This is a genomic window from Cellulomonas hominis, assembly GCF_014201095.1.
GTDB lineage: Bacteria > Actinomycetota > Actinomycetes > Actinomycetales > Cellulomonadaceae > Cellulomonas > Cellulomonas hominis.
Genome location: NZ_JACHDN010000001.1, coordinates 546,398 through 567,407 on the forward strand (window position 1 = coordinate 546,398; position 21,010 = coordinate 567,407).

The window sequence follows — 21,010 nt, forward strand, 5'->3', positions numbered from 1 at the left end:
GCACCACCCCGGAGGACCCGCCCGTGCCCGCCTACGCCGCCACCCGGCGCGCCAGCTACGTCGCGTACGTGGTGCAGGCGATCGTCAACAACCTGGCCCCGCTGCTGTTCATCGTGTTCCACACGCGGTTCGACATCCCGGTGGCGCAGCTCGGCGGGCTGGCCGCGCTGAACTTCGGCGTGCAGCTGCTCACGGACCTCGCGGCGATGAAGGTGGTCGACCGGATCGGGTACCGCCGCCCTCTGGTGCTGGCGCACGTGCTCGCGGCGCTCGGCCTGGTGCTGCTGGCGGTGCTGCCGGGTGCCACGCCGGACCCGTTCCTCGGGCTGTGCGCGGCGGTCGTGGTCTACGGCGTGGGCGGCGGGTTGCTGGAGGTGCTGGTCAGCCCGGTGGTCGAGCACCTGCCGTCGCCGCAGGAGCACAAGGCCGCGGGGATGGCGCTGCTGCACTCGTTCTACTGCTGGGGACAGGTCGCGGTGGTAGCCGGGACGACCGTGCTGCTCGCGGTGCTGGGCACGGACCTGTGGCCGGTGCTGCCGGTGCTGTGGGCCGTGGTCCCGCTGGTGAACCTCGTCGCGCTGCTGCGGGTGCCGATGCCGCCGACCGTGGCCGAGGAGGACCGGACCTCGGTGGGCTCGCTGCTCGGCACGCCGCTGTTCCTGGCGGCGCTCGTGCTGATGATGACCGGCGGCGCGGCGGAGCTGACCATGTCGCAGTGGTCGTCGTTCTTCGCCGAGCAGGGGGCGGGCGCCGGCAAGGAGGTCGGCGACCTGCTGGGTCCGGGGCTGTTCGCCCTGCTCATGGGGCTCGGGCGGTTCACGTACGGGCTGTGGGGGCACCGGGTGTCGCTGCGCGCGGTGCTGGTGGCCTCCAGCGCGGCCGCCGCGGTCTGCTACGTCGTCGCGGCGACGGCGAGCACCCCGGCCGTGAGCCTGCTGGCGTGCGCGCTGTGCGGGCTGTCGGTCAGCCTGCTGTGGCCGGGCACGTTCTCGCTGACGGCGGCGCGGTTCCCGCTCGGCGGCGCCGCGATGTTCGCGCTGCTGGCGCTCGCGGGTGACGCGGGCGGCACGTTCGGGCCGTGGACCGCCGGGCTGCTCGCGGCCGCGTCGGACGGGCCGCTCGCCCCGCTGGCCGACCTGCTGCCCGCCGACGGCGGCAGCGGGCTGCGGCCGGCGCTGCTGCTGTGCGCGGTGGTGCCGCTGGTGTTCAGCGCGACCGTGCTGCGGTTCCGGACCGCGGGGGTTCCGGAGCCCGTCGCCGCCTGAGCGGGGGCCGGCGCGCGGGGCGGGCTCAGCCGCCGGGCTGCCACAGGGCGTCCGCGACGGCGACGCGCTCGCCGTCCGCCGCGAACGGCACGCCCTCCGCCCGCAGGGCCGCCCGGGCCGCCTCGGGGTCGCGGCACGCCACCCGGCCCTCCACCGACACGACCCGCCACCACGGCAGGGACGGACCGTGCACCCGCAGCACGTGCGCCGCCTGCCGCGGGCCGCCGCGCGGCGCCCCGCCGTCGGCGGCGAGCCGCTCGGCCACCTCGGCCGCCACCCGGCCGTAGGTCAGCACGCGGCCGGGCGGGATGCCGGCCACCAGGGCCACGGTCGTGCGGGTGTACTCGTCGTCCACGGGTCGCTCCAGGGGTCGCGGGGTCGTCGCCGTTCCTCGCCCCGGACGCGGCTGCCGCCCGACCGTACCGCCGGCCACCGACATCCCCGCCGGCATCCCCGGTCGCCGCCGACTGCCCGCCGTGGCAGCGTGCGGGCATGACGACGACGGCCGCCCCGGCCGCCCGCGCCCCGTGGGCGATCGGCTCCCCCGCCCGCCTGCTCGCCGCCGCGCTCGTGTGCGGCTCGGCCGTGCTGCTGTTCGCGGTGCACGTGCGTCCGCTCGGCTACCTGCCGCTCGTCGCCGGGGTGGCGCTCGGCCTCGCGGTGGACCGCGGCCTCGGCCGGGACCTCGCGCTGATCGCGACCGGGATGGCGATCATCTCGACCATCTCCCTCGAGGCGGACCTGTCCGACGCGGGCATGGCGCGGTTCACCGTCGCGCTGTCCCTCGCCGTCCTGGTGCCCTGGGCGCTGTCCCGCCACGCGTTCGGGCAGCGGACCATCGTGTTCCCGGTGCGGACCGGCCGGCGGTGGACCCGCGCGCAGCTCGTCTACCTCGCGGTGGTGGTCGTCGCGGGGTACCTGATCCTGCCGTTCTACTTCATCGGGTCGGGCGCCTACCGGAACTGGCCGGAGGTCACGGGTCCGCAGGAGATCGCGCGGCTGTTCGTCGGGGTGAACGCCGTCGGCATCTGGGACGAGCTGTTCTTCATCTGCACGGTGTTCGCCCTGCTGCGGGCGCACCTCGGCGTGTGGACGGCGAACGTGCTGCAGGCCGTGGTGTTCGTGTCCTTCCTCTGGGAGCTCGGCTACCGCGAGTGGGGGCCGCTGCTGACGATCCCGTTCGCGCTGGTGCAGGGCTGGATCTTCGCCCGCAGCACGTCGCTGACCTACGTCGTGGCGGTGCACCTGCTGTTCGACCTCGTGGTGTTCGGCGTCCTGGTGCACGCGCACCACCCGGAGCTGCTGGACGTGTTCGTCACCGACCCCCGCTGAGTCAGACCACCGACCAGCCGCCGTCGCTCGGCAGCACCGCGCCGTTGACGTTCGCGGACTCGTCGCTGAGCAGCCAGACGATCGCGGCGGCCAGCGACTCCGGCTGCGCGACGACGAGCCCGGCGGTCTGCATCACCGGGCCGACCCGCTCGGCGGCCAGCCCGGAGCGCATCTGCCCGCCGATGTTCGTGGCGACCGGACCCGGCGCGACGACGTTCGCCCGCACGCCCTGCGGCCCGTACATGAACGCGATGTTCTTGGTCAGGCCGACGACGCCGTGCTTGGACGCCGTGTACGCGGCGCCGGCCGCCGACCCGCGGAACGCCGCCTCCGATGCGACGTTCACGACCGCCCCGCCGCCGTCGAGCAGCAGCGGCAGCGTCGCCCGCACCAGCCGGAGCGGCGCGGTGAGGTTCACCCGGATCACCCGGTCCCAGGTGTCGTCGTCCACCTCGCCCGCGGGCAGGAAGCCGTCCATGATCCCGGCGACGTTCGCCAGGCCGTCGAGCCGGCCGTCCGCGGCGGCGACCACCCGATCGATCGTGCCGGCGTCCGCGACGTCGCCGGCCACGACGCGCAGCCGGTCCCCGCCGAGCGCCGCGGCGAGGTCCGCCAACCGGTCCGCCACCACGTCGGTGGCGACGACGGTGGCGCCCTCGGCGTGCAGCCGGACGGCGGTCGCGCGGCCGATGCCGGAGCCGGCGCCGGTGACGACGACGGTGCGGTCGGCGAAGCGGTGCGGGGTGTCGGTCACGGGGGTCCTCCTCGCTCGGGCGGCGCCGCCTCGTGAGCGGCCCGCGGCGGCCCGAGCCCCGGAAGAGGACGTCGGTGTCCGTTTCCGGACAGTAGACCCGCGCCGGCCGGCGCACCAGGGCCGCCGGCGTCCCCTACCCTCGGCCGGGTGGGTGAGCGGCGGGACGTGGTGCGCAACCGGGCGAGGATCGTCGCCGCGGCCGAGGCGGTGTTCCGCGAGCACGGCGCGGCGGTCCCGCTCGACCGGGTCGCCGAGCGCGCCGGCGTCGGGCGCGGCACGCTCTACCGGCACTTCCCCGACCGCGCCGCCCTGATCGCCGCGGTGTACGCGGTGCGGGTGGACGCCCTCGAGGCGTACGCCGCCGGGCTGCCCCCCGACCGGCTGCTGGAGCACCTGGTGGTGGAGATCGCCGCGCTGCAGGCCGACGCCCCCGGGCTGTTCACGGCCGTCCGCGCCGCGCACGGCACGACGCCCGGCGTCGCCGAGGTCGAGCGCCGTGCGACCGCGCTGCTGGAGGTCGCCCTCGCGGAGGCGCACCGCCGGGGCCGGGTCCGCGAGGGCGTGACGGTGGACGACGTGCGGCTGGTGTTCGCCATGGTCGAGGGCGTGCTCGCGGTCGAGGACCCGGCGCGCGCCCGCGCCAGCGTCCGCCGCGCCCTGGCGGTCGCCCTGCACGGCCTCCTGCTCGGACCCCCGGACGACCTGCCCGAGCCCGGCCTGGTCCTCCCGTCCTGACGCGGGGCGAGACCCGCGCGCCCCGCCCCGGGGCCACTCACCCCCGGGACCCTCGCACCGAGATCGGTCGTCCGCGCCGAGATCGGTCGATACGGCGACCGATCTCGGGCGGACCGACCGATCTCGCGGGCCCGGCGGCCGGGCGCGGGCGGCCCGAGCGGGACGGGCGGGTCGGGCGCCGGCCGTTGCCTTCCCCGGCCCGCTGGCGCATGCTGGGCGGCAACCGGACACCGGTGTCCGGATCGCGCGAGGAGGACACATGCCCGAGGTCTTCGACCACAGCTACGACGTCGTCGTGGTCGGCACGGGGGGCGCGGGCTTCGCGACCGCCCTCGGCGCCGTCGACGCCGGCCTGAGCGTGCTGATGCTGGAGAGCACCGACAAGTGGGGCGGCAGCACGGCCATGTCCGGCGGCGGCCTGTGGCTGCCCGACAACCCGCTCATGCGCCGCGACGGCGTCGGCGACTCCCGCGAGGAGGCCCTGACCTACCTCGAGGCCTGCGTCGGCGAGGTCGGCCGGGCGTCGGACCGGGCCCGCAAGGAGGCGTTCGTCGACGGCGTCGCCGACTTCGTCACGACGGCGGAGCGGCACGGCATGGTGTTCACCCGCGCCACCGACTACCCCGACTACTACCCGGAGCTCCCCGGCGGGAAGATCGGCCGCGCCGTCGAGGCGAAGCCCGTGGACACCAAGCGCATCGGCGCGTGGTGGCACACCTGCCGCGCCCCGGTCCCGCTGCCGATCAAGACCGACGACATGTGGGAGCTCGAGCGTGTGGCCCACAGGGATATGTGGCCGTAGATCACCTGTGCTCTGTGTCCGGGCACCTTCGCTCAGTGCCCGAAGAGGAGGGCCTCGCGGGCCGCTTCGACGACCTCCGGTGTCACCGTCGGGAGGTGGTTGATCTGGCGGATGCGTTCAATCTGAGTGAGGAGTCGGTCGACGAGGCGGAAGTTGCCGCCGGTGACGCGGGCGACCGTGGTGATGGCGGCGGCCTGAGCCAAGTCGTCTTCGTCCGGGTGCTTATCTGATTGCCAGCGGCGGGTGAGGACGGCGGTGAGCTCGTCGGGCCCCAGTGATCGGTACTCGTGGGCGAAGCCGATCCTGCTGTAGAGCTGGGGGTAACGGGCCAGGCGCTTCTCGATCCCGGGCATGCCGATCAGGATGACGCCGAGGCGGTGTCGGTCGTAGTAGTCGCGGACTTGCTCCAGCCCAGCGGTTCTAAGCCGGTCGGCTTCGTCGATGATGAGCAGCTCGGTGAGCGCAGAGCCCGCTGAGGCCGGGTGCACGAAGGGGTCGACCTTGCCGTACTGGTGGTAGTCGACGGCGTAGGAGATCTCCTGGCACGCGCGGGGCAAGGCCCGGTCGACTTCGCGGGTGCTCGCGTTGACCGTGGGCGTCCAGAACGCGGTCCGCGCCTGCAGGACGCGTTCGGGCACGGCACCGGGATCGGTGCCGCTGGTGAGGGTGTGCTGCCAACGCGCCCAGTGATCCGTGCCGGCGTAGTGGCGAGCAGACAGGGTCTTGCCAACCCCGGGCGGCCCCCAGCACAGCCCGACGTGGCGGTGGCGTCGCACGGTGTCGGCGAACTCTGCGAACCGCCGGTGCTCCTTCGTGACCAAGAAGGAGACCTGCTCCTCACGCGGCGCCGGCGGGACAAGCTCACCCAGTCCTCTGGTCAGGAAGCGCCGGCCGTCGTCGTTCTTGCCGAGGATGCTCCGGTCGGGGGCAGGTTCAGTCGTTGGCATAGGTCCGCAGCCTGTGACGAGGGACGGGCGGCTCGGCCGGCGGACGCTGCCCGTCCACGCCCGGCAAGCCCGCGGGCTGCACCACGGCGTAGTGGTGATCCGCGGGCAAGGCGTCGGCCAGACTCCGACGCTCGCGCAGCTCCTTCTTCAGCGCCCGCCGTCTGGCGACGCGAGCGTCCTGCAGCTGCTCCAGCGTGACTGCTTCGCGGGCGAGCTCAGGTGCGATCGCCCGGCACAGGTACTTATCGCAGTAGTAGACGCGGACCTCGGCTGCGTCGCGGGGGTCGTAGCGGATGGTGACGCTCTCTCCGACGTAGGCGGCGAGCACCGGGCTGATGTACCGGGTGCCGGAGAAGCGGATCCCGTCACGTTGGACGATGCGGCTGGTAGCCGCCGTGAGCAGGAGCGTGTCGAGGTCCTCCGGGTGGGCTGGGCTGCGAGGGATCCAACCGTCGGCGAGCCAGCGGACCACGGGCGGCTGCCGGGTCTCGGAGTGCGGCCGGCTGTGATACTCCTCGACGACGAAGCGCTCGACTGCGCTGTCGAGCTCGGCGAGGGTGAGCTGCGGCGGTGTGGTGGGTTGCCCGCCGGTGCCGTGCGGGATGTACCCCGGCAGGTGCGGCAGCAGCTCGGTGGTGATGGTCCTGAAGAGGCGCTCGATCTTGCCGCGGCCTTGCGGGACCCCGATCCGGGAGTGGATCAGGCTGACGTGGGTGTCGAGGCAGACCCGCTCGAGCCGGCTGCTGGTGAAGTCGCTGCCGTGGTCGCTGTAGAGCACGTCGGGTAGGCCTTGGACCGGCCAGGCAGGGTTGCCCTTCGCGATGACGGCCTGGTGCAGCGCGAGGGCCGTCCGCTCGGCGCTCGGCGCGCCGAGGAAGAGCGTGTAGCCGGCGACGGCACGCGAGTAGTCGTCCAGCACTACCGTCAGCCACGGTCGTGCCGGGCGTCGGTGGGCATCGAGGATCTGCACGTCGAGCAGCGTGTGGTCGGCCTGCCACTGTTCGTTCGGGCGGGCCGCCGAGCGCCGGTAGACCAGCTCGAACCGATCCCGATAGGCGGTGTCGCCACCCGTCGCAAGGGTGCGCAGACCTGGGTCGATGCTGGTGACGATGTCGCGCACCGTGGAGTAGCTCGGCGGAGCCAGCCCGCGGTCGCGCGCCATGTCAGCGATCCGGCGGTGCACGAACGCGGTCGTCGGGGCGGGCCGGCGTAGAGCCAACGCCTCGACGGCCGCGATGAGGTCGTCGGGCAGCCGGCGCTGGCCGGCGTCGCTGCGCCGTCGACGTTCCAGTGAATCGACGGTCCCGTCGGCCCGGTAGGTCGTTGCCCACCGGCGCAGCGTGCGCTCCGGGATGCCAGCGTGCTCAGCCAGGCGGGTCAGCGGCACTCCGTCCTGGAGGTGCTGGCACAGCAGCAAGGCCTTCTGCTGGGCCGTCAACCGAGCCGAGACCATCGCTGTCTCCTTGCTACCTCGCGGACTCCGCTGCCGCCTGCTCGGTCGCCGGCGCAGCGGTGAGGTGCTCGACGGCCCGAGGCGGCAGGTGGCGGTACAGGCTGGTGCGGGCGATCCCCGTCTTGGCGACGATCTCCGCGATGGAGTGGCCGGCCTCACGCAGGTGGGCGGCGTAGGCGAGCTTGTCAGCGTCGACCAGGACGGGTCGGCCAATCCGCCGGCCCTTGGCTGTGGCAACAGCTCGAGCGTGGGCGGCGCGCTCGACGGTGTAGGTCCGTTCCATCTGCGCGAACAGGGCCAGCAGGACGACCGCGAGCTGTCCCATCGGGTCGCTGGGGTTCGCGGAGTCGACCTTGATCGGGTCCGCGAGGTTGCGGACCCCGACGCCGCGGTCGGTGAGGTCGTGGATCAGGTTGAGGGTGTCGCGCACCGTGCGCCCCAGGCGGTCCAGGGTGTGCACGACGATGACGTCGCCCTCACGGGCGTACTCCAACACCGCCCGGAGGCCCGGCCGGTCGGTGGTCGCGCCGGACTTCTTGTCCAAAAAGATCTTGTCCCGTGCGACGCCGGCCGCCACGAGCGCCTCGACCTGCCGGTCAAGGTCCTGCTTCGCCGTCGAGACGCGTGCGTAGCCCAACTCCACCGGCCCAACGTACCGAAGGTCGTCTCTGTACGGAACCAACGGGACGCGATTTCGGGACCTACTTCTGGCACGGCGCGTCAGCCGTGCCGCCTCGGCTCGAACAAGTCTTGGACCGCTCGTCCCACTTCCAAGGAAGTGGGACAGGCTCAACTCTGTCTGACGCGTTGACCCAGCCTGGCCCTGTGTCTTCTGGTGCGGGAGTGGGAGCATCGCGTGATGAGCCAGGACTCGAGGGAGTGCTCGTGCTGCGGGCGCAGCAAGCCGCGCCGCGCTCTTCATGCGTTGGACGGCGGGGCGTCGTACATCTGTCGGCCTTGCGGCCTATGGGTGGCCCTGAGGCTGAAGGGCGACACTGTCGGCGCGGGCTCGCACGAGCCGTGACGCGCCGGCTCGGGTGCCTATGCGCAGCAGCTCGTGGGCAGCGCTGAGCGGAACAAGCCGGCGGCGATGCGCAGGGCTTCGCTCATCGTTAGGTAGGGGGCCCAAGTGTCGGCGAGGTCGTCCACGGTGAGGCCGAACTTGATCGCGTAGGTCGCTGCGAGCATCAGTTCGCCTGCGCCGTCCAGGGCAGCGTGCACCCCGAGGATCTTGCGGCTCTCGGCGTCGATGACGAGCTTGAGGACACCGCGGGTGTCCTGGTTGACCAGGGCGCGCGGGATGTCTTGCGCTCCTAGGACGCGGCATTCGCAGGCGTGCCCAGCGGCGAGAGCTTGGTCCTCCGTCAGTCCCGCGCTGGCGATCTGGGGCGTGGTGAAGGTGACGCCGGGCAGCCCTCGATAGTCCACTGCTGAGGGCTGGCCGAGCGCGCCGGCTGCGGCGACGTGTCCTGTCTGGGCTGCGACGTAGACGTACTGCGGGACGCCGGACACGTCCCCGGCCGCGAAGACCCGTGGGTTGGTGGTCCGCTGGTTCTCGTCGACGACGACGAAGCCGCGCCTGTCAGTAGCAACACCTGCTGCATTGAGAGCCAGGTCGGACGTGTCGGCGAAGCGCCCGGTCGCCACGAGCAACCGCTGGCCCGTCAGCCGCCTCTCGCTCCCGGTCCGGACCTCAACGCCGTCGTGAGTCGCCCGCACCTCCGTCGCGCGCTCCTGCACCACGGTGATGCCCTCGTCCTGAAACACGCCGAGCAACACGTCTGCAACCTCCGGCTCCGCGTGGGGCGCGAAGCGTCCGACGATGGTGACGGCGACACCGAGGTGCGCCCACAGCTGGGCCTGCTCGAGCCCGACATACCCGGCGCCGAGCACCACCATGGATGCGGGTAGGTCCTGCTGCTCCATCGCGGTGGTGGAGGTCAGGTACGCCACGTCACCCAACCCCGGGAGGTCCGGGATGTGTGGTGCCACGCCGGTGGCCACGACGTACCCGTGCCGTGCTCGCAGGGCCTGGCCGTCGACCTGCAGTGTCTCTTGGTCGATGAAGCGTGCGTGGCCCTGCAGGATCGGGAAGCCGTGGGCGTCGGCGACGTCGGCGTACTTCGCTTGGCGCAGGCGGTCGATCAAGGCCTGCTTCTGCTCCATCAGGGCGCCCAAGGCGACCGGGCCCGCGCTGGTGGAGATGCCTTCAAAGGGGTGCGTGGCCGCACGGTGGCGCTGCCCGGCGGCGGCGAGGAGGTTCTTGCTGGGCACGCAACCGATGTTCAGGCAGGTCCCGCCTAGCGGCCCGTGCTCGACGAGCAAGACGCTGTTGCCGCGGGACCGTGCCTCGATGCCCGCGGCCATCGCAGCGCCGCCGGTCCCGATGACGATCAGGTCGTACTCGTCCATGGCATTCTCCTCGCGCGCGCGGACAGGTCATCGGACGGTAGACGTTCCAGTGCGGGGGAAGGTCAAGGTCTACGGTTGACCATGCGCATCGGAGAGCTGGCCGCCACGGCCGGCGTGACGACCAAGACGATCCGCTACTACGAGAGCGCCGGCGTGCTGCCAGCGCCGGCTCGCCAAGCGTCGGGCTACCGGGAGTACGACCACCGGGCGGTCGACCGGCTGGCGTTCGTGAAGGCCGCGCAGGCGGCCGGGCTGACCCTGGCGGAGATCGTCGACGTCGTCTCTGCCCGCGAAAGCGCCGGCGCACCGTGCGCACACGTCGCGGCAGTGCTCGAACAGCACGCCCACGATCTTGAGCGGCGGATCGCCGAGCTCACGACTCTGTTAACCCAGGTGCGCCAGCTCAGCGCGCGGGCAAAGACTCTGCACCCTGACCAGTGCACCCCCGCCCAGGTCTGTCACCTCATCCCCACCGCCTGAAGCATCCGCCGTACCTGCGCGCGAACGCCGCAGCGCAGTCAGCCGCAAGGTGCACACATGATCACGGCGCCGCCGATGGCTGCCTCTGGGCCGTAGCCCCCCGTCGATGTCATGGGCCCAGCTCAACCGCCACATTGCGGCGACAGATTCCCGCCACCCAGCGCTGAAAGCCACACATATAGCCTCCCTTCACCGGACAGTTCACCGGACGGGTCTTACGGGACAGCCCGCCAGGCGTGCCGTCGTTCCTCTCGATAAGTAGCGGTGGTGTCCGGTGAGGGTTCCCCTTACGGGCATGCGATCGGGTCTGCTGCACGAGTAGGTGACAGCGTGACCTGCCCTACGGCTTGGTTACCACGGTGCGTGTGGTGGTCAGGCCGGGATGGGTGGCAGTTCGGAGCGTAGCTCGAACTCGATCGGGCTGAGGTAGCCCAGGCTCGAGTGTCGGCGGCGACGGTTGTGGAAGATCTCGATGTACTCGAAGATCGCGTTCGCGAGCTCGACTCGGGTGTTCCAGCGTTGCCGGTTGAGCAGCTCGATCTGCATCGAGGACCAGAACGACTCCATCATCGCGTTGTCCAGACCGTCACCGACGGACCCGAACGAGGGCATGAGCCCGGCCCGGCGGATGCGGTCGCCGAACGCCCACGACGTGAACTGGGCCCCGTGGTCGGCGTGCACGATCCCTCCCGGGGCTGGGTCGCGGTTGCTGATCGCCATGTCGAGGGCGTTGATGACCAGACGGGTGTCCTGGGTGGAGTCGATGGGGCCTGACCCCGGTTCTTGGACACGCTGAATCCAGCAACGCGCTGGGGAAGCGAGATGATCCAGTTCATGGCCAGGAAGAGCTACTCCGAGGAGTTCCGTCGTCAGGCCGTCGACTTGTACGAGTCCACTCCGGGCGCCACGGTGCGCGGGATCGCCGCGGACCTGGGCATCGTGCGCGGCACGCTGCGCCACTGGCTCGAGGTCTACGGCACGGGCGCCAAGACGGCCGTCGACGGGTCGGCGACGCCCAGCCCGTTGCGGTCCAAGAGCGCTGCGGCGAGCTCGACGGCGCCTGTCGGCGAGTCGCCGCAGGAGCGGATCGCCCGGCTCGAGGCCCGGGTCCGCGAGCTCGAGGTCGAGACGACCAAGCTGTCCACCGAGCGGGCGATCTTGCAGCAGGCGGCGAAGTATTTCGCCGGGGAGACGCGCTGGTGAGTCGCTTCCAGTTCGTCGCCGACAACTCCGCCACCTACCCGGTGAAGCGACTGTGCGAGCTCGTGCAGGTCGAGCGCTCGTCCTACTACGCGTGGAAGGCTGGCGCGCCGGCGCGGGCCGAGCGCGCCGCGGCGGACGCTCGGCTCGAGGCACGGATCCGCAAGGTCCACGCCGCGGACAGCACGCTCGGCGCGCCGCGGGTCACGGCCGAGCTCAACGACGACGCGCCCGCCGGTGAGCAGGTCAACCACAAGCGCGTCGCCCGGGTGATGCGCGCGGCGGGTATCGCGGGCTACGTCAAGAAGCGTCGAGTGCGGACCACGATCCCCGAGCCGTCGGGCCGCAAGCACCCCGACCTGCTCAAGCGGGACTTCACCGCGCCGGCACCGAACCGGCGCTACGTCGGCGACATCACCTACCTGCCGATCGCCGACGGCACGAACCTCTACCTCGCCACGGTCATCGACTGCCACTCCCGCCGGCTCGTCGGGTGGGCAGTCGCCGACCACATGCGCACCGAGCTCGTCGAAGACGCGCTCAAGGCCGCCGCCGCGACCCGCGGCACCCTGGCCGGGGCGCTGTTCCACTCCGACCACGGGTCGGTCTACTGCTCGAAGGACTACGCCAGGGTCTGCGCGAGGCTCGGCGTGACCCAGTCGATGGGCGCCGTCGGGTCCTCGGCCGACAACGCGATGGCCGAGTCGTTCAACGCCACCCTCAAGCGCGAGGTCCTGCAAGACGACGCCTGCTGGCCCGACGAGCCAACCTGCCGCCGGCAGGTCTTCCGCTGGCTGACCCGCTACAACACCCGCCGCCGCCACTCCTGGTGCGGCTACCTGTCCCCGACCGCCTACGAGGCCCGCCGGGCCGCTACGCTGCCGATCGCCGCGTAATCACACCCCGTGTCCAAGAACCGGGGGTAGGGCCCGATCGACCAGCCGATGATCTTGCGGCTGAAGGCGTCCAGCACGCAGCAGCAGTAGAGCTTGCCCTCGCGGGTGGGGTGCTCGGTGATGTCGGTGACCCACAGCTCGTTCGGTCGAACCCGGTGGAACTTGCGGTTGACCAGGTCGGGCCCTACCCCCGGTTCTTGGACACGGGGTGTGATTACGCGGCGATCGGCAGCGTAGCGGCCCGGCGGGCCTCGTAGGCGGTCGGGGACAGGTAGCCGCACCAGGAGTGGCGGCGGCGGGTGTTGTAGCGGGTCAGCCAGCGGAAGACCTGCCGGCGGCAGGTTGGCTCGTCGGGCCAGCAGGCGTCGTCTTGCAGGACCTCGCGCTTGAGGGTGGCGTTGAACGACTCGGCCATCGCGTTGTCGGCCGAGGACCCGACGGCGCCCATCGACTGGGTCACGCCGAGCCTCGCGCAGACCCTGGCGTAGTCCTTCGAGCAGTAGACCGACCCGTGGTCGGAGTGGAACAGCGCCCCGGCCAGGGTGCCGCGGGTCGCGGCGGCGGCCTTGAGCGCGTCTTCGACGAGCTCGGTGCGCATGTGGTCGGCGACTGCCCACCCGACGAGCCGGCGGGAGTGGCAGTCGATGACCGTGGCGAGGTAGAGGTTCGTGCCGTCGGCGATCGGCAGGTAGGTGATGTCGCCGACGTAGCGCCGGTTCGGTGCCGGCGCGGTGAAGTCCCGCTTGAGCAGGTCGGGGTGCTTGCGGCCCGACGGCTCGGGGATCGTGGTCCGCACTCGACGCTTCTTGACGTAGCCCGCGATACCCGCCGCGCGCATCACCCGGGCGACGCGCTTGTGGTTGACCTGCTCACCGGCGGGCGCGTCGTCGTTGAGCTCGGCCGTGACCCGCGGCGCGCCGAGCGTGCTGTCCGCGGCGTGGACCTTGCGGATCCGTGCCTCGAGCCGAGCGTCCGCCGCGGCGCGCTCGGCCCGCGCCGGCGCGCCAGCCTTCCACGCGTAGTAGGACGAGCGCTCGACCTGCACGAGCTCGCACAGTCGCTTCACCGGGTAGGTGGCGGAGTTGTCGGCGACGAACTGGAAGCGACTCACCAGCGCGTCTCCCCGGCGAAATACTTCGCCGCCTGCTGCAAGATCGCCCGCTCGGTGGACAGCTTGGTCGTCTCGACCTCGAGCTCGCGGACCCGGGCCTCGAGCCGGGCGATCCGCTCCTGCGGCGACTCGCCGACAGGCGCCGTCGAGCTCGCCGCAGCGCTCTTGGACCGCAACGGGCTGGGCGTCGCCGACCCGTCGACGGCCGTCTTGGCGCCCGTGCCGTAGACCTCGAGCCAGTGGCGCAGCGTGCCGCGCACGATGCCCAGGTCCGCGGCGATCCCGCGCACCGTGGCGCCCGGAGTGGACTCGTACAAGTCGACGGCCTGACGACGGAACTCCTCGGAGTAGCTCTTCCTGGCCATGAACTGGATCATCTCGCTTCCCCAGCGCGTTGCTGGATTCAGCGTGTCCAAGAACCGGGGTCAGGCCCCGTCACCGGCCGTGACGACGCCGCGCAGCCGTTTGACCCTGGCGGGGCCCGGCAGCCCGTAGATCCCGGCATCGTGCATGAGGGTGAACACCAGTCGGGAGGAGACCGTCACATCCATCGCCATGGTCAGTTCGGCGTGCACGCGCCGGTAGCCGTAGGTGCCGCGCGAGGCGACATGGACCTCCCGGATGAGGCCCGTGAGCCACTGGCGGCGTAGCTGGGTCTGGGACGTGGCACGGTTGCGGTAGCGGTAGTAGCCGGGCTTGCTGACGCCCAGGACACGGCAGCAGGTCAGGACCGGGTGCCCGGCGGCGACGAGGGTGTCGATCACCGGGTGGACCCTTTTGGGTGCGGGGCCTCGTTCCCGAGCAGGTTCGACGCGACGCGCAGGATCTCGACCTCGCGTTCCAGCTCGCGGATGCGTGCCCGCGCCCGTCGCAGGTCCGCGCTCTCGGCCCGCGGAACTCCCTCGATCTCGCCGCGGTCGATGCGGTCCTGACGCAGCCAGTTCTGCAAGCAGCTCGCGCTGATTGCCAGGTCACCGGCGACCGTGCTGGCGGGCTTGCCTGCCCGCACGAGCGCGACCGCCCTGGCGCGGAACTCCGGTGGATACGGCTTCGGCATGGTTCGAACCTTCTCTCTGGAGAAGCCGAACCACCAGACCCCATCTGGTAACCGAACCGTAGGGCAGGTCACCGCTGTCACCTATCCGTGCAGCAGACCCATCTGGGCTGACGCCTGTGACCGAGTGTTCAGTGCGCGCTGTATAGTTCAGTCCATGCTGACTATTGCTTCGCGTCTCGACGTGATGAACCGCCTGGGTCGTGCACTGGCCGACCCCACTCGATCCCGGATCATCTTGACCCTGCTCGACCATCCCGCTTACCCGGCGGAACTGGCCCGAGATCTGGACCTGACACGCCCGAACGTGTCCAACCACCTGGCATGCCTGCGCGATTGCGGGATCGTCGTCTCCGAGCCCGAGGGTCGTCGGACACGATATGAGATCGCCGATTCGCACCTGGCGCAGGCGCTGACGGCACTGGTCGATGCCACCCTGGCAGTGGACGAAGACGCCCCGTGCATCGATCCCGCCTGCTCGCTTCCCGGATGCGACGCAGCTGGGGAGGGCGCATGATCCTCACCTCGGTCTTGCAGGCGATGGGCCTGTTCGCAGCGACCAACATCGACGACATCATCGTGCTCTCCCTCTTCTTCGCGCGAGGGGCAGGCCAGCGCGGCACTACCGCCCGCATTCTGGCCGGCCAGTACCTCGGATTCGCCGGCATCCTCGGTGCCGCGGTCCTGGTGACTATCGGTGCCGGAGCATTCCTGCCCTCGGCAGCCATCCCGTACTTCGGTCTCATCCCTCTGGGCCTCGGCCTCTGGGCCGCATGGCAGGCCTGGCGCGGAGACGATGACGACGATGACGACGAGGTCAAGGTTGCCGGCAAGAAGGTCGGCGTGTGGACAGTCGCAGGCGTCACCCTTGCCAACGGCGGCGACAACATCGGCGTCTACACCCCTGTCTTCCTCAGCGTGGAACCTCTCGCAGTAGTCGCCTACTGCATCATCTTCCTCGCGCTCGTCGCGGTCCTGGTGGCCCTGGCAAAGTTCGTCGCCACCCGCCCCCCGATCGCCGAAGTGCTCGAACGCTGGGAGCACATCCTCTTCCCCATCGTTCTCATCGGCCTCGGCATCGTGATCCTCGTCAGCGGCGGAGCCTTCGGACTCTGACGTAGCGGCAGCGATCCAAACGGCCCCGACCGGGCGCACCCCTCTCGGTTCAGACCGCGACACCTACCTGCAGCCAGTCCTGCGTGATCGCGGCAACAAGACCGCCACGGAGCGCTGCAAAAACCCCGCCACCAAGCGAACGAAGCCACAGCTCGAGCGCGCCTGGTCCACGCCCGGCGGGTTCGTGCGCGGCGCGCGGTTCGTGTTCCGGGCGCTCGGGTCCGCCGTGCGCGGGCAGCGGCTGGCCGGCATCGGCGCGGCGCTGGCGACCCAGTTCCTCGACGCGGTGGTCCAGCAGGCGGGCGTCCCGCTGTGGCTCGACAGCCCGCTGGAGTCCCTGGTCCTCGAGGAGGACCGGGTCGTCGGCGTGCGGATCACCCGGGACGGCACGCCGCTCACCATCCGGGCGCACCGGGGCGTCATGCTCGCGGGCGGCGGGTTCGACCACAACCAGCAGTGGCGGCAGAAGTTCCACGGCATCGACGGCGACCCGTCCGGCAACCCCGGCAACCTCGGCCGGCCGATCGAGATCGCGCAGGCGGCCGGCGCCGCGGTCGAGCTCATGGACGACGCCTGGTGGGGCGCCTCCATCGCCGCGGCCCCCGGCGGCGACCCGCTGTTCCTGGTCGGGGAGCGCTCGCTGCCGTACTCGATCCTCGTGGACGCCCGCGGCGAGCGGTTCGCCAACGAGTCGGAGTCCTACGTCGACCTCGGGCACCACATGCTGGAGCACGACCCGGACGGCCCGTACTGGCTGGTCGCCGACGCGCGGCACGCCCGCCGCTACCTGCGGAACTACGCGCTCGACCCCCGCGCGACCAGGGCGATGGCCGAGGCCGGCACGTACGTGAAGGCCCCGACCCTGGCCGAGCTCGGCCGGCAGATCGGCGTCGACCCGGCGCGGTTCCGGGCGACCGTCCAGCGGTTCAACGGCTTCGCGCGGTCCGGCGTGGACGGCGACTTCGGCCGCGGCAACTCCGCCTACGACCGGTACTACGGCGACCCGCTGGTGCACCCGAACCCGAACCTCGGGCCGATCGAGCGCGGGCCGTTCACCGCGTTCCAGGTCGTCATCGGCGACCTGGGGACCAAGGGCGGCGTGCTGACCGACGTGGACGGCCGGGCCCTCCGCGAGGACGGCACCGTCATCGGCGGCCTGTACTCGGCGGGCAACAACTCGGCGTCCGTGATGGGCCGCACCTACCCCGGCCCGGGCTCCACGATCGGCCCCGCCGCCGTGTTCGGGATGCGCGCCGCGCGGCACATGGCCCGCGCCCGGTGACGCGCCGACGGGGCGGGGATCGCTCCCCGCCCCGTCGATGCCGTCGGCCCGGCGCCGCCCGCCCTCCCGGGGGCGCCGGGCCCGATGGGGGTCAGTCGCTCTCGCCCGCGCGGCGGTCCGCCGCGAGCTTGCGGCCCAGCGCGATGACGGCTCCGGCGGCCGCGACGGCGGTGACGATCTTCCAGGGGCGTGCGGACACGGGCTCTCTCCTCATCGCTGGACGCGCTGCCGTCCCGCGCGCAGCCGCTGGACCGCCTCGCCCAGACCGACGACGGCGATCACGGCCGCGAGGCCGGCGACGACGATCCAGAGCTGTGCGGACACGATCTGCTCCTGACGGGGTGCGGCTGCTGACGAGATCCATCGTGGCCGACCGGGCACGCCCGGCGGATCGCCCGGCGGGACGATCCTGCGGTACGACGACCGGCGTACGCCGTGGACCGCGGGGTCGTCCTCACGGCGCAGGTCAGACGACGACGGCGGGCGGCTCGGCCACCGAGAAGTTGTGCCGGAACACGTCGTGCGGGTCGTACCGGCGCTTGAGGTCCCGTAGCCGCGCGAGCGTCGCGCCCGGCCACGCGTCCGCCAGCCGCTCGGGGCGCGGGTCGGTCTCGAAGGACACGTACAGCCCGTCGAAGTGCTCCGCCATCGCGTCCCAGAGCGCGTCGAGCCGCCGCCGGCTGCCGCCGAACGCCAGCACGCTGAAGTTCGCCGACCGGTGCGCGTACGCCGTCGCGTCGGCGGGCACGTCGTGCACCGCACCGCCGGCGGCCCGGATCTGGAAGAACGACGTCGCGCCGCTGCGGACCAGCCGGGCTGCGTCGGCCGCGAGCGCCGGCGTCAGGTGCTCGGCCATCGCGGTGCGGGTCACCGGCTCGCCCTCGGAGGTGTGCTGGACCTCGGGCGCCGTGACGACCGCGCTGTAGGGCAGCACCTGGACCTGCTGCTGGAGCAGCGGGGCGATCCGGGCGAACGGCTGCAGCCGGGCGATGATCGTGTCCGGGTCGTCGGAGTCCACCATCGCCATCACCTGCGCCGCGACCAGCCCGCCGCGCGGAGGCCCCATGATGAGGAACGCCGTGGTGTCCCGCGGCGCGGCCTCGACGGCGGCGCCCCAGTCGACGAGGAACTGCTCGGTGTCGGAGGCGTCGAACACCAGGTGCGCGAAGCCGACGTCGCCGACCTCGTCCACCTCGAACTCGAACGACGTGACGACGCCGAGGTTCGCCCCCGCCCCGCGCACGCCCCAGAACAGGTCGGGGTGCTCGGTGTCGCTCACCCGCACGACGGACCCGTCCGCCAGCACGACCTCGGCCGCGCGCAGGTGGTCCAGCGTCAGCCCGTGCTCCCGGACCAGGAAGCCGATGCCACCCGCCGTCGCGAGCCCGCCGACACCGACACCCCCGGAGTCGCCCGAGGTCAGCGCCCAGCCCAGCGGCTGCAGGGCCTCGGCGACGTCGCCCCAGCGGGCGCCCGGCTCGATCCGCACGCGCCGGGTGGCGTGGTCGAGGACCTCGATCGCGCGCATCCGGGACAGGTCCAGCACGATGCCGCCGTCGTTGGTGGACCGGCCGCTGATGCCGTGGCCGCCGGACCGGATGGCGAGCGGCACGTCCTGGGACCGGGCGAACGCCAGCGCCTCGACGACCTCGGCGGTGCTCGTCGGCCGCAGGACCAGGCCCGGCCGGCCGCCACGCAGGTAGGTGGACCGCACGGCCGCGTACCCCGCGTCCCCCGGCTCGACCGCGGTGCTGGCGAGGGCGGCGGGGATGGCGTCGTAGTCGATGCCCGGGCGGCGGGCCGCGCGGACCGCGGCGCTGCGCACGGTGCCGACGACGGTGCCCCGGGCCGCGCGGGCGGCCGCGACGCGCTCGCGCACAGCAGGGACGACCTCGCCGGCGAACCGGGCCAGGGCGGCGTCGTCCGGCGGCTCGACGACGAGGGTGCCGACGCCGTGGTCGAGGACGAGGGCGGCGAGGTCGTCGGCGCCGGGGAGGTGGTGGAGGACGAGGCCGCGGCGGACCTCGCGCGGGTCGCGGCCGGCGGCGGCGAGGGCGGTGTCGAGGACGCGCTGCTGGGCGGGGACGTGGGCGGGGGCGTCGGCGGCGCCGGAGAGCCACCAGCCGTCGGCGACGCGGGCGGCGAGCGCGAGGGCGCCGGCCGGGTCGCCCGGGTCCGCGCCCAGCCAGAGCGGCAGGTTGTGCGCCGGGGCCGGCCCGCGCTGCGCCCCGGGGACGCGGACGTGCCGGCCGTCGACCACCAGCGGCCGGGGGTCGGCGGCGTCCCACATCCCGCGCAGCACCTCGACGGCCTCCGCGAGCACGTCGACCGCCTCGTCGCCGTGCGCCGGGTCGGGCGACAGACCGAGCGACAGCCGGCCGCCCGCGAGCTGGTCGAGGTTCGCGGCGGACCGGGCGAGCACCGCCGGGACGCGGTCCGCGAGGCCGAGGCCGCGCGTCGCGAGCCCGAGCCCGGTGGTGCCGGACGCGACGTGCGCGAGCACGGTCCACGGGTCGAGCGCCCCGTCGCCCGGCACGACCGCGAGGTCCAGCCCGGCCTGCTCGGCGTGGCGCGCGGCCCGCAGCGGGGCGCCGGGGTCGGCGGGGTCGGCCGGCAGCAGGACGCCGACCTGCAGCGGGTGCCCGAGGTCGCCGGTCACGCGCGGGCCGCCGGGGCCGGGACGGGCGCCGTGCCGCGGGTGCCGCGCTCGGCGGCGACGAGCTCCCGGACGGCCGGGGCGATCTCCTGGCCGACCGTCGCCAGCAGGGTCGGGTCGTCCCCGCCGACGATGAACGCGCTGATCCCGTGCTCGAGCGCGAGGACCGCGAGCTCCTCGACCCACTGCTGCGGCGGCCCGGAGAGCAGGTTCCCGGTCGGGCGCGGGGCGAGCTGCCCGCCGACGTTGAGCAGCCGGCGCACCGCGGTGGGCGCGCGGCCGGCCGCCTGCGCGGCGTCGTCGATGCGGGCGTTGGCGTCGTCGAGGTCCTGCAGGCTCTGCAGGTAGGACAGCGACGGGAGCCAGCCGTCGGCGAGCTCGCCCGTGAGCCGGAGCATCCGCGGCTTGTACGCGCCGACCCAGATGCCGACCGGGTGCGCCGGGGCCGGGCCGCGCTTCGCGCCGACCGCGGACCAGTGCTCGCCGGGCAGGTCGACGCGGGTGCGGTCGGTGGTGTCCCACAGCGCGCGGATGATGCCGATGGCCTCGCGCAGCGCGTCGACGCCCTGGCCGGGGGTCAGCCGCCGGCCGCCCATCGCCTCGATCGCGTCCCAGAACGCGCCGGAGCCGAGCCCGAGCTCGACCCGGCCGCCCGACAGCAGGTCCAGGCTGGCGACCGAGCGCGCGAGCACCGCGGGCGGGCGCAGCGGCAGGTTCGCCACGTTCGGCGCCAGGCGGATGCGCTCGGTGCGCGCGGCCACCCAGGACAGCAGCGTCCAGGTGTCGAGGAACCCCGGCTGGTACGGGTGGTCCTGGAACGTCGCGAGGTCGAGGCCGGCCTGCTCCGAGAGCTGCGCCAGCCCGACGACGCGCTCGGGGGCGGCGTTGGTCGGCGTGATGAAGGACCCGAACAGCAGATCGTGGCCGTAGTCGGACATGCGTGGCGCCTCTCCCTCGGTACCCGTCGGCAGGCCCGATCGTATGTGTTGCAGACGATTGGCTCAACCGCGGGTCGGCGCGTAGCATTCCGGGACATGACCACCACGGACGCGCACCCGGCCTCCGACCTCGGCTGGTCGCTCGGCGTGCTCCTGCGGGCCTACGAGCGGGCGATGACCTCGGCGCTCGCGGACGTGCCGCACGAGTTCCGGGGGTTCCTCGTGCTGCGCGAGGTGGTCCGCGGCGCGCACCCCAGCCAGGCCGCGCTCGCCGCCAGCCTCGGCATCGACCGCACGGTCATGACGTACCTGCTCGACGACCTCGAGCGCGCGGGGCTGGTCAGCCGGCAGGTGGCCGAGGTCGACCGCCGGCAGCGCCGCGTCCTGCCGACCCCCGCCGCGGAGGCGCTGCTCGCCGAGCTCGAGCACCGCGTCGCCGTCGCGGAGGACGCGGTGTTCGGCGCGCTCGACCCCGCCGACCGCCGCACGGTCGGCGTGCTGCTCCGCCGCGCGGCGTGCGAGTACCGCGACACGGGCGACCCGTGCGCGGTCGTGGAGCAGGCCCTGTCCCGCTGAC

19 protein-coding genes and 3 pseudogenes are annotated in these 21,010 nt (G+C 72.8%); 10 read left to right on the forward strand and 12 right to left on the reverse strand.

Translation table 11 applies throughout. The features are described from left to right. Nucleotides 1-23 precede the first annotated feature (23 nt). Entirely contained in the window at nt 24-1,265 is a 1,242-nt protein-coding gene (locus HNR08_RS02565) for an MFS transporter (protein WP_146840442.1), read from the forward strand. Between the two features lie 25 nt (nt 1,266-1,290). On the opposite strand, the gene HNR08_RS02570 is transcribed toward HNR08_RS02565, so the two are convergent. Then, on the reverse strand, nt 1,291-1,620 hold the full coding sequence (locus HNR08_RS02570) for an MGMT family protein (RefSeq protein WP_246803185.1): 330 nt from the start codon (nt 1,618-1,620) through the stop codon (nt 1,291-1,293). 137 nt (nt 1,621-1,757) lie between these two features. On the opposite strand from HNR08_RS02570, the gene HNR08_RS02575 reads away from it, so the two are divergent. Next, nucleotides 1,758-2,597, forward strand: coding sequence for a CPBP family intramembrane glutamic endopeptidase (locus HNR08_RS02575; protein WP_146840444.1), 840 nt, complete (start codon nt 1,758-1,760; stop codon nt 2,595-2,597). A gap of 1 nt (nt 2,598) precedes the next feature. Here HNR08_RS02575 and HNR08_RS02580 read toward each other — a convergent pair whose 3' ends face one another. Further along, nucleotides 2,599-3,351, reverse strand: coding sequence for an SDR family NAD(P)-dependent oxidoreductase (locus tag HNR08_RS02580; protein ID WP_146840445.1), 753 nt, complete (start codon nt 3,349-3,351; stop codon nt 2,599-2,601). Between the two features lie 147 nt (nt 3,352-3,498). Here HNR08_RS02580 and HNR08_RS21225 point away from each other — a divergent pair, with 147 nt between their 5' ends. Continuing rightward, a complete protein-coding gene (locus HNR08_RS21225; RefSeq protein ID WP_146840446.1) occupies nt 3,499-4,086 on the forward strand; it encodes a TetR/AcrR family transcriptional regulator in 588 nt (195 codons plus the stop codon). A 259-nt stretch (nt 4,087-4,345) separates the two neighbouring features. Next, nucleotides 4,346-4,888 (forward strand): FAD-binding protein, encoded by a 543-nt coding sequence (locus HNR08_RS02590; RefSeq protein ID WP_183834763.1) that lies wholly within the window; start codon nt 4,346-4,348, stop codon nt 4,886-4,888. A 32-nt stretch (nt 4,889-4,920) separates the two neighbouring features. Here HNR08_RS02590 and HNR08_RS02595 read toward each other — a convergent pair whose 3' ends face one another. The 4 genes from HNR08_RS02595 to merA form a co-directional block, all read right to left on the reverse strand. Further along, nucleotides 4,921-5,835: an AAA family ATPase gene (locus tag HNR08_RS02595; protein ID WP_146840843.1), complete on the reverse strand. Its 915-nt coding sequence runs from the start codon at nt 5,833-5,835 to the stop codon at nt 4,921-4,923. Further along, a complete protein-coding gene (locus HNR08_RS02600; RefSeq protein WP_146840844.1) occupies nt 5,822-7,288 on the reverse strand; it encodes a Mu transposase C-terminal domain-containing protein in 1,467 nt (488 codons plus the stop codon). The genes HNR08_RS02595 and HNR08_RS02600 overlap by 14 nt, the downstream gene beginning before the upstream one ends. 13 nt (nt 7,289-7,301) lie before the next feature. Then, entirely contained in the window at nt 7,302-7,931 is a 630-nt protein-coding gene (locus HNR08_RS02605) for a recombinase family protein (protein WP_146840845.1), read from the reverse strand. Nucleotides 7,932-8,329: 398 nt separating this feature from the next. Further along, nucleotides 8,330-9,700 carry a mercury(II) reductase gene (gene merA, locus HNR08_RS02610; protein WP_034228832.1) on the reverse strand — a complete coding sequence of 457 codons (1,371 nt, stop codon included), beginning with the start codon at nt 9,698-9,700 and terminating at the stop codon, nt 8,330-8,332. 81 nt (nt 9,701-9,781) lie between these two features. On the opposite strand from merA, the gene HNR08_RS02615 reads away from it, so the two are divergent. Further along, a complete protein-coding gene (locus HNR08_RS02615) occupies nt 9,782-10,180 on the forward strand; it encodes a heavy metal-responsive transcriptional regulator (protein ID WP_013884816.1) in 399 nt (132 codons plus the stop codon). Nucleotides 10,181-10,552: 372 nt separating this feature from the next. Here the strand turns inward: HNR08_RS02615 and HNR08_RS02620 are convergent. Continuing rightward, nucleotides 10,553-10,945 (reverse strand): annotated as a pseudogene (locus tag HNR08_RS02620) (transposase); the annotation flags it as partial. 69 nt (nt 10,946-11,014) lie between these two features. Here HNR08_RS02620 and HNR08_RS02625 point away from each other — a divergent pair. Continuing rightward, nucleotides 11,015-12,276 (forward strand): IS3 family transposase gene (locus tag HNR08_RS02625; RefSeq protein WP_183834765.1). Its coding sequence is split into 2 segments (ribosomal slippage): nt 11,015-11,363 and nt 11,363-12,276, totalling 1,263 coding nucleotides; the frame shifts between segments, so codons are not numbered across the junction. Nucleotides 12,277-12,311: 35 nt separating this feature from the next. On the opposite strand, the pseudogene HNR08_RS02630 reads toward HNR08_RS02625, so the two are convergent. The 3 genes and pseudogenes from HNR08_RS02630 to HNR08_RS21420 form a co-directional block, all read right to left on the reverse strand. Beyond that, a pseudogene (locus HNR08_RS02630) lies at nt 12,312-12,458 on the reverse strand (DDE-type integrase/transposase/recombinase); the annotation flags it as partial. A 32-nt stretch (nt 12,459-12,490) separates the two neighbouring features. Next, a protein-coding gene (locus HNR08_RS02635) for an IS3 family transposase (RefSeq protein WP_183834765.1) occupies nt 12,491-13,752 on the reverse strand; the annotation gives its coding sequence in 2 pieces (ribosomal slippage) (nt 12,491-13,404 and nt 13,404-13,752; 1,263 coding nt in all). 69 nt (nt 13,753-13,821) lie between these two features. Beyond that, nucleotides 13,822-14,444, reverse strand: a pseudogene (locus HNR08_RS21420) (IS3 family transposase); the annotation flags it as partial. Between the two features lie 154 nt (nt 14,445-14,598). Between HNR08_RS21420 and cmtR the strand changes: the two are divergent. The 3 genes from cmtR (at nt 14,599) to HNR08_RS02660 (ending at nt 16,839) form a co-directional block, all read left to right on the forward strand. After that, nucleotides 14,599-14,958 (forward strand): Cd(II)/Pb(II)-sensing metalloregulatory transcriptional regulator CmtR, encoded by a 360-nt coding sequence (cmtR, locus tag HNR08_RS02650; protein ID WP_006590980.1) that lies wholly within the window; start codon nt 14,599-14,601, stop codon nt 14,956-14,958. Further along, nucleotides 14,955-15,557: a cadmium resistance transporter gene (locus HNR08_RS02655; RefSeq protein ID WP_048695616.1), complete on the forward strand. Its 603-nt coding sequence runs from the start codon at nt 14,955-14,957 to the stop codon at nt 15,555-15,557. The genes cmtR and HNR08_RS02655 overlap by 4 nt, the downstream gene beginning before the upstream one ends. Nucleotides 15,558-15,741: 184 nt before the next feature. Beyond that, nucleotides 15,742-16,839, forward strand: coding sequence for an FAD-binding protein (locus HNR08_RS02660; RefSeq protein ID WP_221286299.1), 1,098 nt, complete (start codon nt 15,742-15,744; stop codon nt 16,837-16,839). Between the two features lie 466 nt (nt 16,840-17,305). On the opposite strand, the gene HNR08_RS02665 is transcribed toward HNR08_RS02660, so the two are convergent. After that, on the reverse strand, nt 17,306-19,498 hold the full coding sequence (locus HNR08_RS02665) for an LLM class flavin-dependent oxidoreductase (protein WP_146837364.1): 2,193 nt from the start codon (nt 19,496-19,498) through the stop codon (nt 17,306-17,308). After that, nucleotides 19,495-20,433, reverse strand: coding sequence for an LLM class flavin-dependent oxidoreductase (locus tag HNR08_RS02670; protein WP_146837368.1), 939 nt, complete (start codon nt 20,431-20,433; stop codon nt 19,495-19,497). The genes HNR08_RS02665 and HNR08_RS02670 overlap by 4 nt, the downstream gene beginning before the upstream one ends. A 96-nt stretch (nt 20,434-20,529) precedes the next feature. Between HNR08_RS02670 and HNR08_RS02675 the strand changes: the two genes are divergently transcribed. Then, on the forward strand, nt 20,530-21,009 hold the full coding sequence (locus tag HNR08_RS02675; protein WP_146837371.1) for a MarR family winged helix-turn-helix transcriptional regulator: 480 nt from the start codon (nt 20,530-20,532) through the stop codon (nt 21,007-21,009). Nucleotide 21,010 lies beyond the last annotated feature (1 nt).

What these genes read in the sequence shown, in the direction of transcription:
- HNR08_RS02575 (WP_146840444.1), top strand. Translation starts at nt 1,758, where the DNA reads ATGACGACGACGGCCGCCCCGGCCGCCCGCGCCCCGTGGGCGATCGGC.
- HNR08_RS02590 (WP_183834763.1), top strand. Translation starts at nt 4,346, where the DNA reads ATGCCCGAGGTCTTCGACCACAGCTACGACGTCGTCGTGGTCGGCACG.
- HNR08_RS02595 (WP_146840843.1), bottom strand. Translation starts at nt 5,835, where the DNA reads ATGCCAACGACTGAACCTGCCCCCGACCGGAGCATCCTCGGCAAGAAC.
- HNR08_RS02600 (WP_146840844.1), bottom strand. Translation starts at nt 7,288, where the DNA reads ATGGTCTCGGCTCGGTTGACGGCCCAGCAGAAGGCCTTGCTGCTGTGC.
- merA (WP_034228832.1), bottom strand. Translation starts at nt 9,700, where the DNA reads ATGGACGAGTACGACCTGATCGTCATCGGGACCGGCGGCGCTGCGATG.
- HNR08_RS02615 (WP_013884816.1), top strand. Translation starts at nt 9,782, where the DNA reads ATGCGCATCGGAGAGCTGGCCGCCACGGCCGGCGTGACGACCAAGACG.
- cmtR (WP_006590980.1), top strand. Translation starts at nt 14,599, where the DNA reads ATGCTGACTATTGCTTCGCGTCTCGACGTGATGAACCGCCTGGGTCGT.
- HNR08_RS02655 (WP_048695616.1), top strand. Translation starts at nt 14,955, where the DNA reads ATGATCCTCACCTCGGTCTTGCAGGCGATGGGCCTGTTCGCAGCGACC.
- HNR08_RS02670 (WP_146837368.1), bottom strand. Translation starts at nt 20,433, where the DNA reads ATGTCCGACTACGGCCACGATCTGCTGTTCGGGTCCTTCATCACGCCG.
- HNR08_RS02675 (WP_146837371.1), top strand. Translation starts at nt 20,530, where the DNA reads ATGACCACCACGGACGCGCACCCGGCCTCCGACCTCGGCTGGTCGCTC.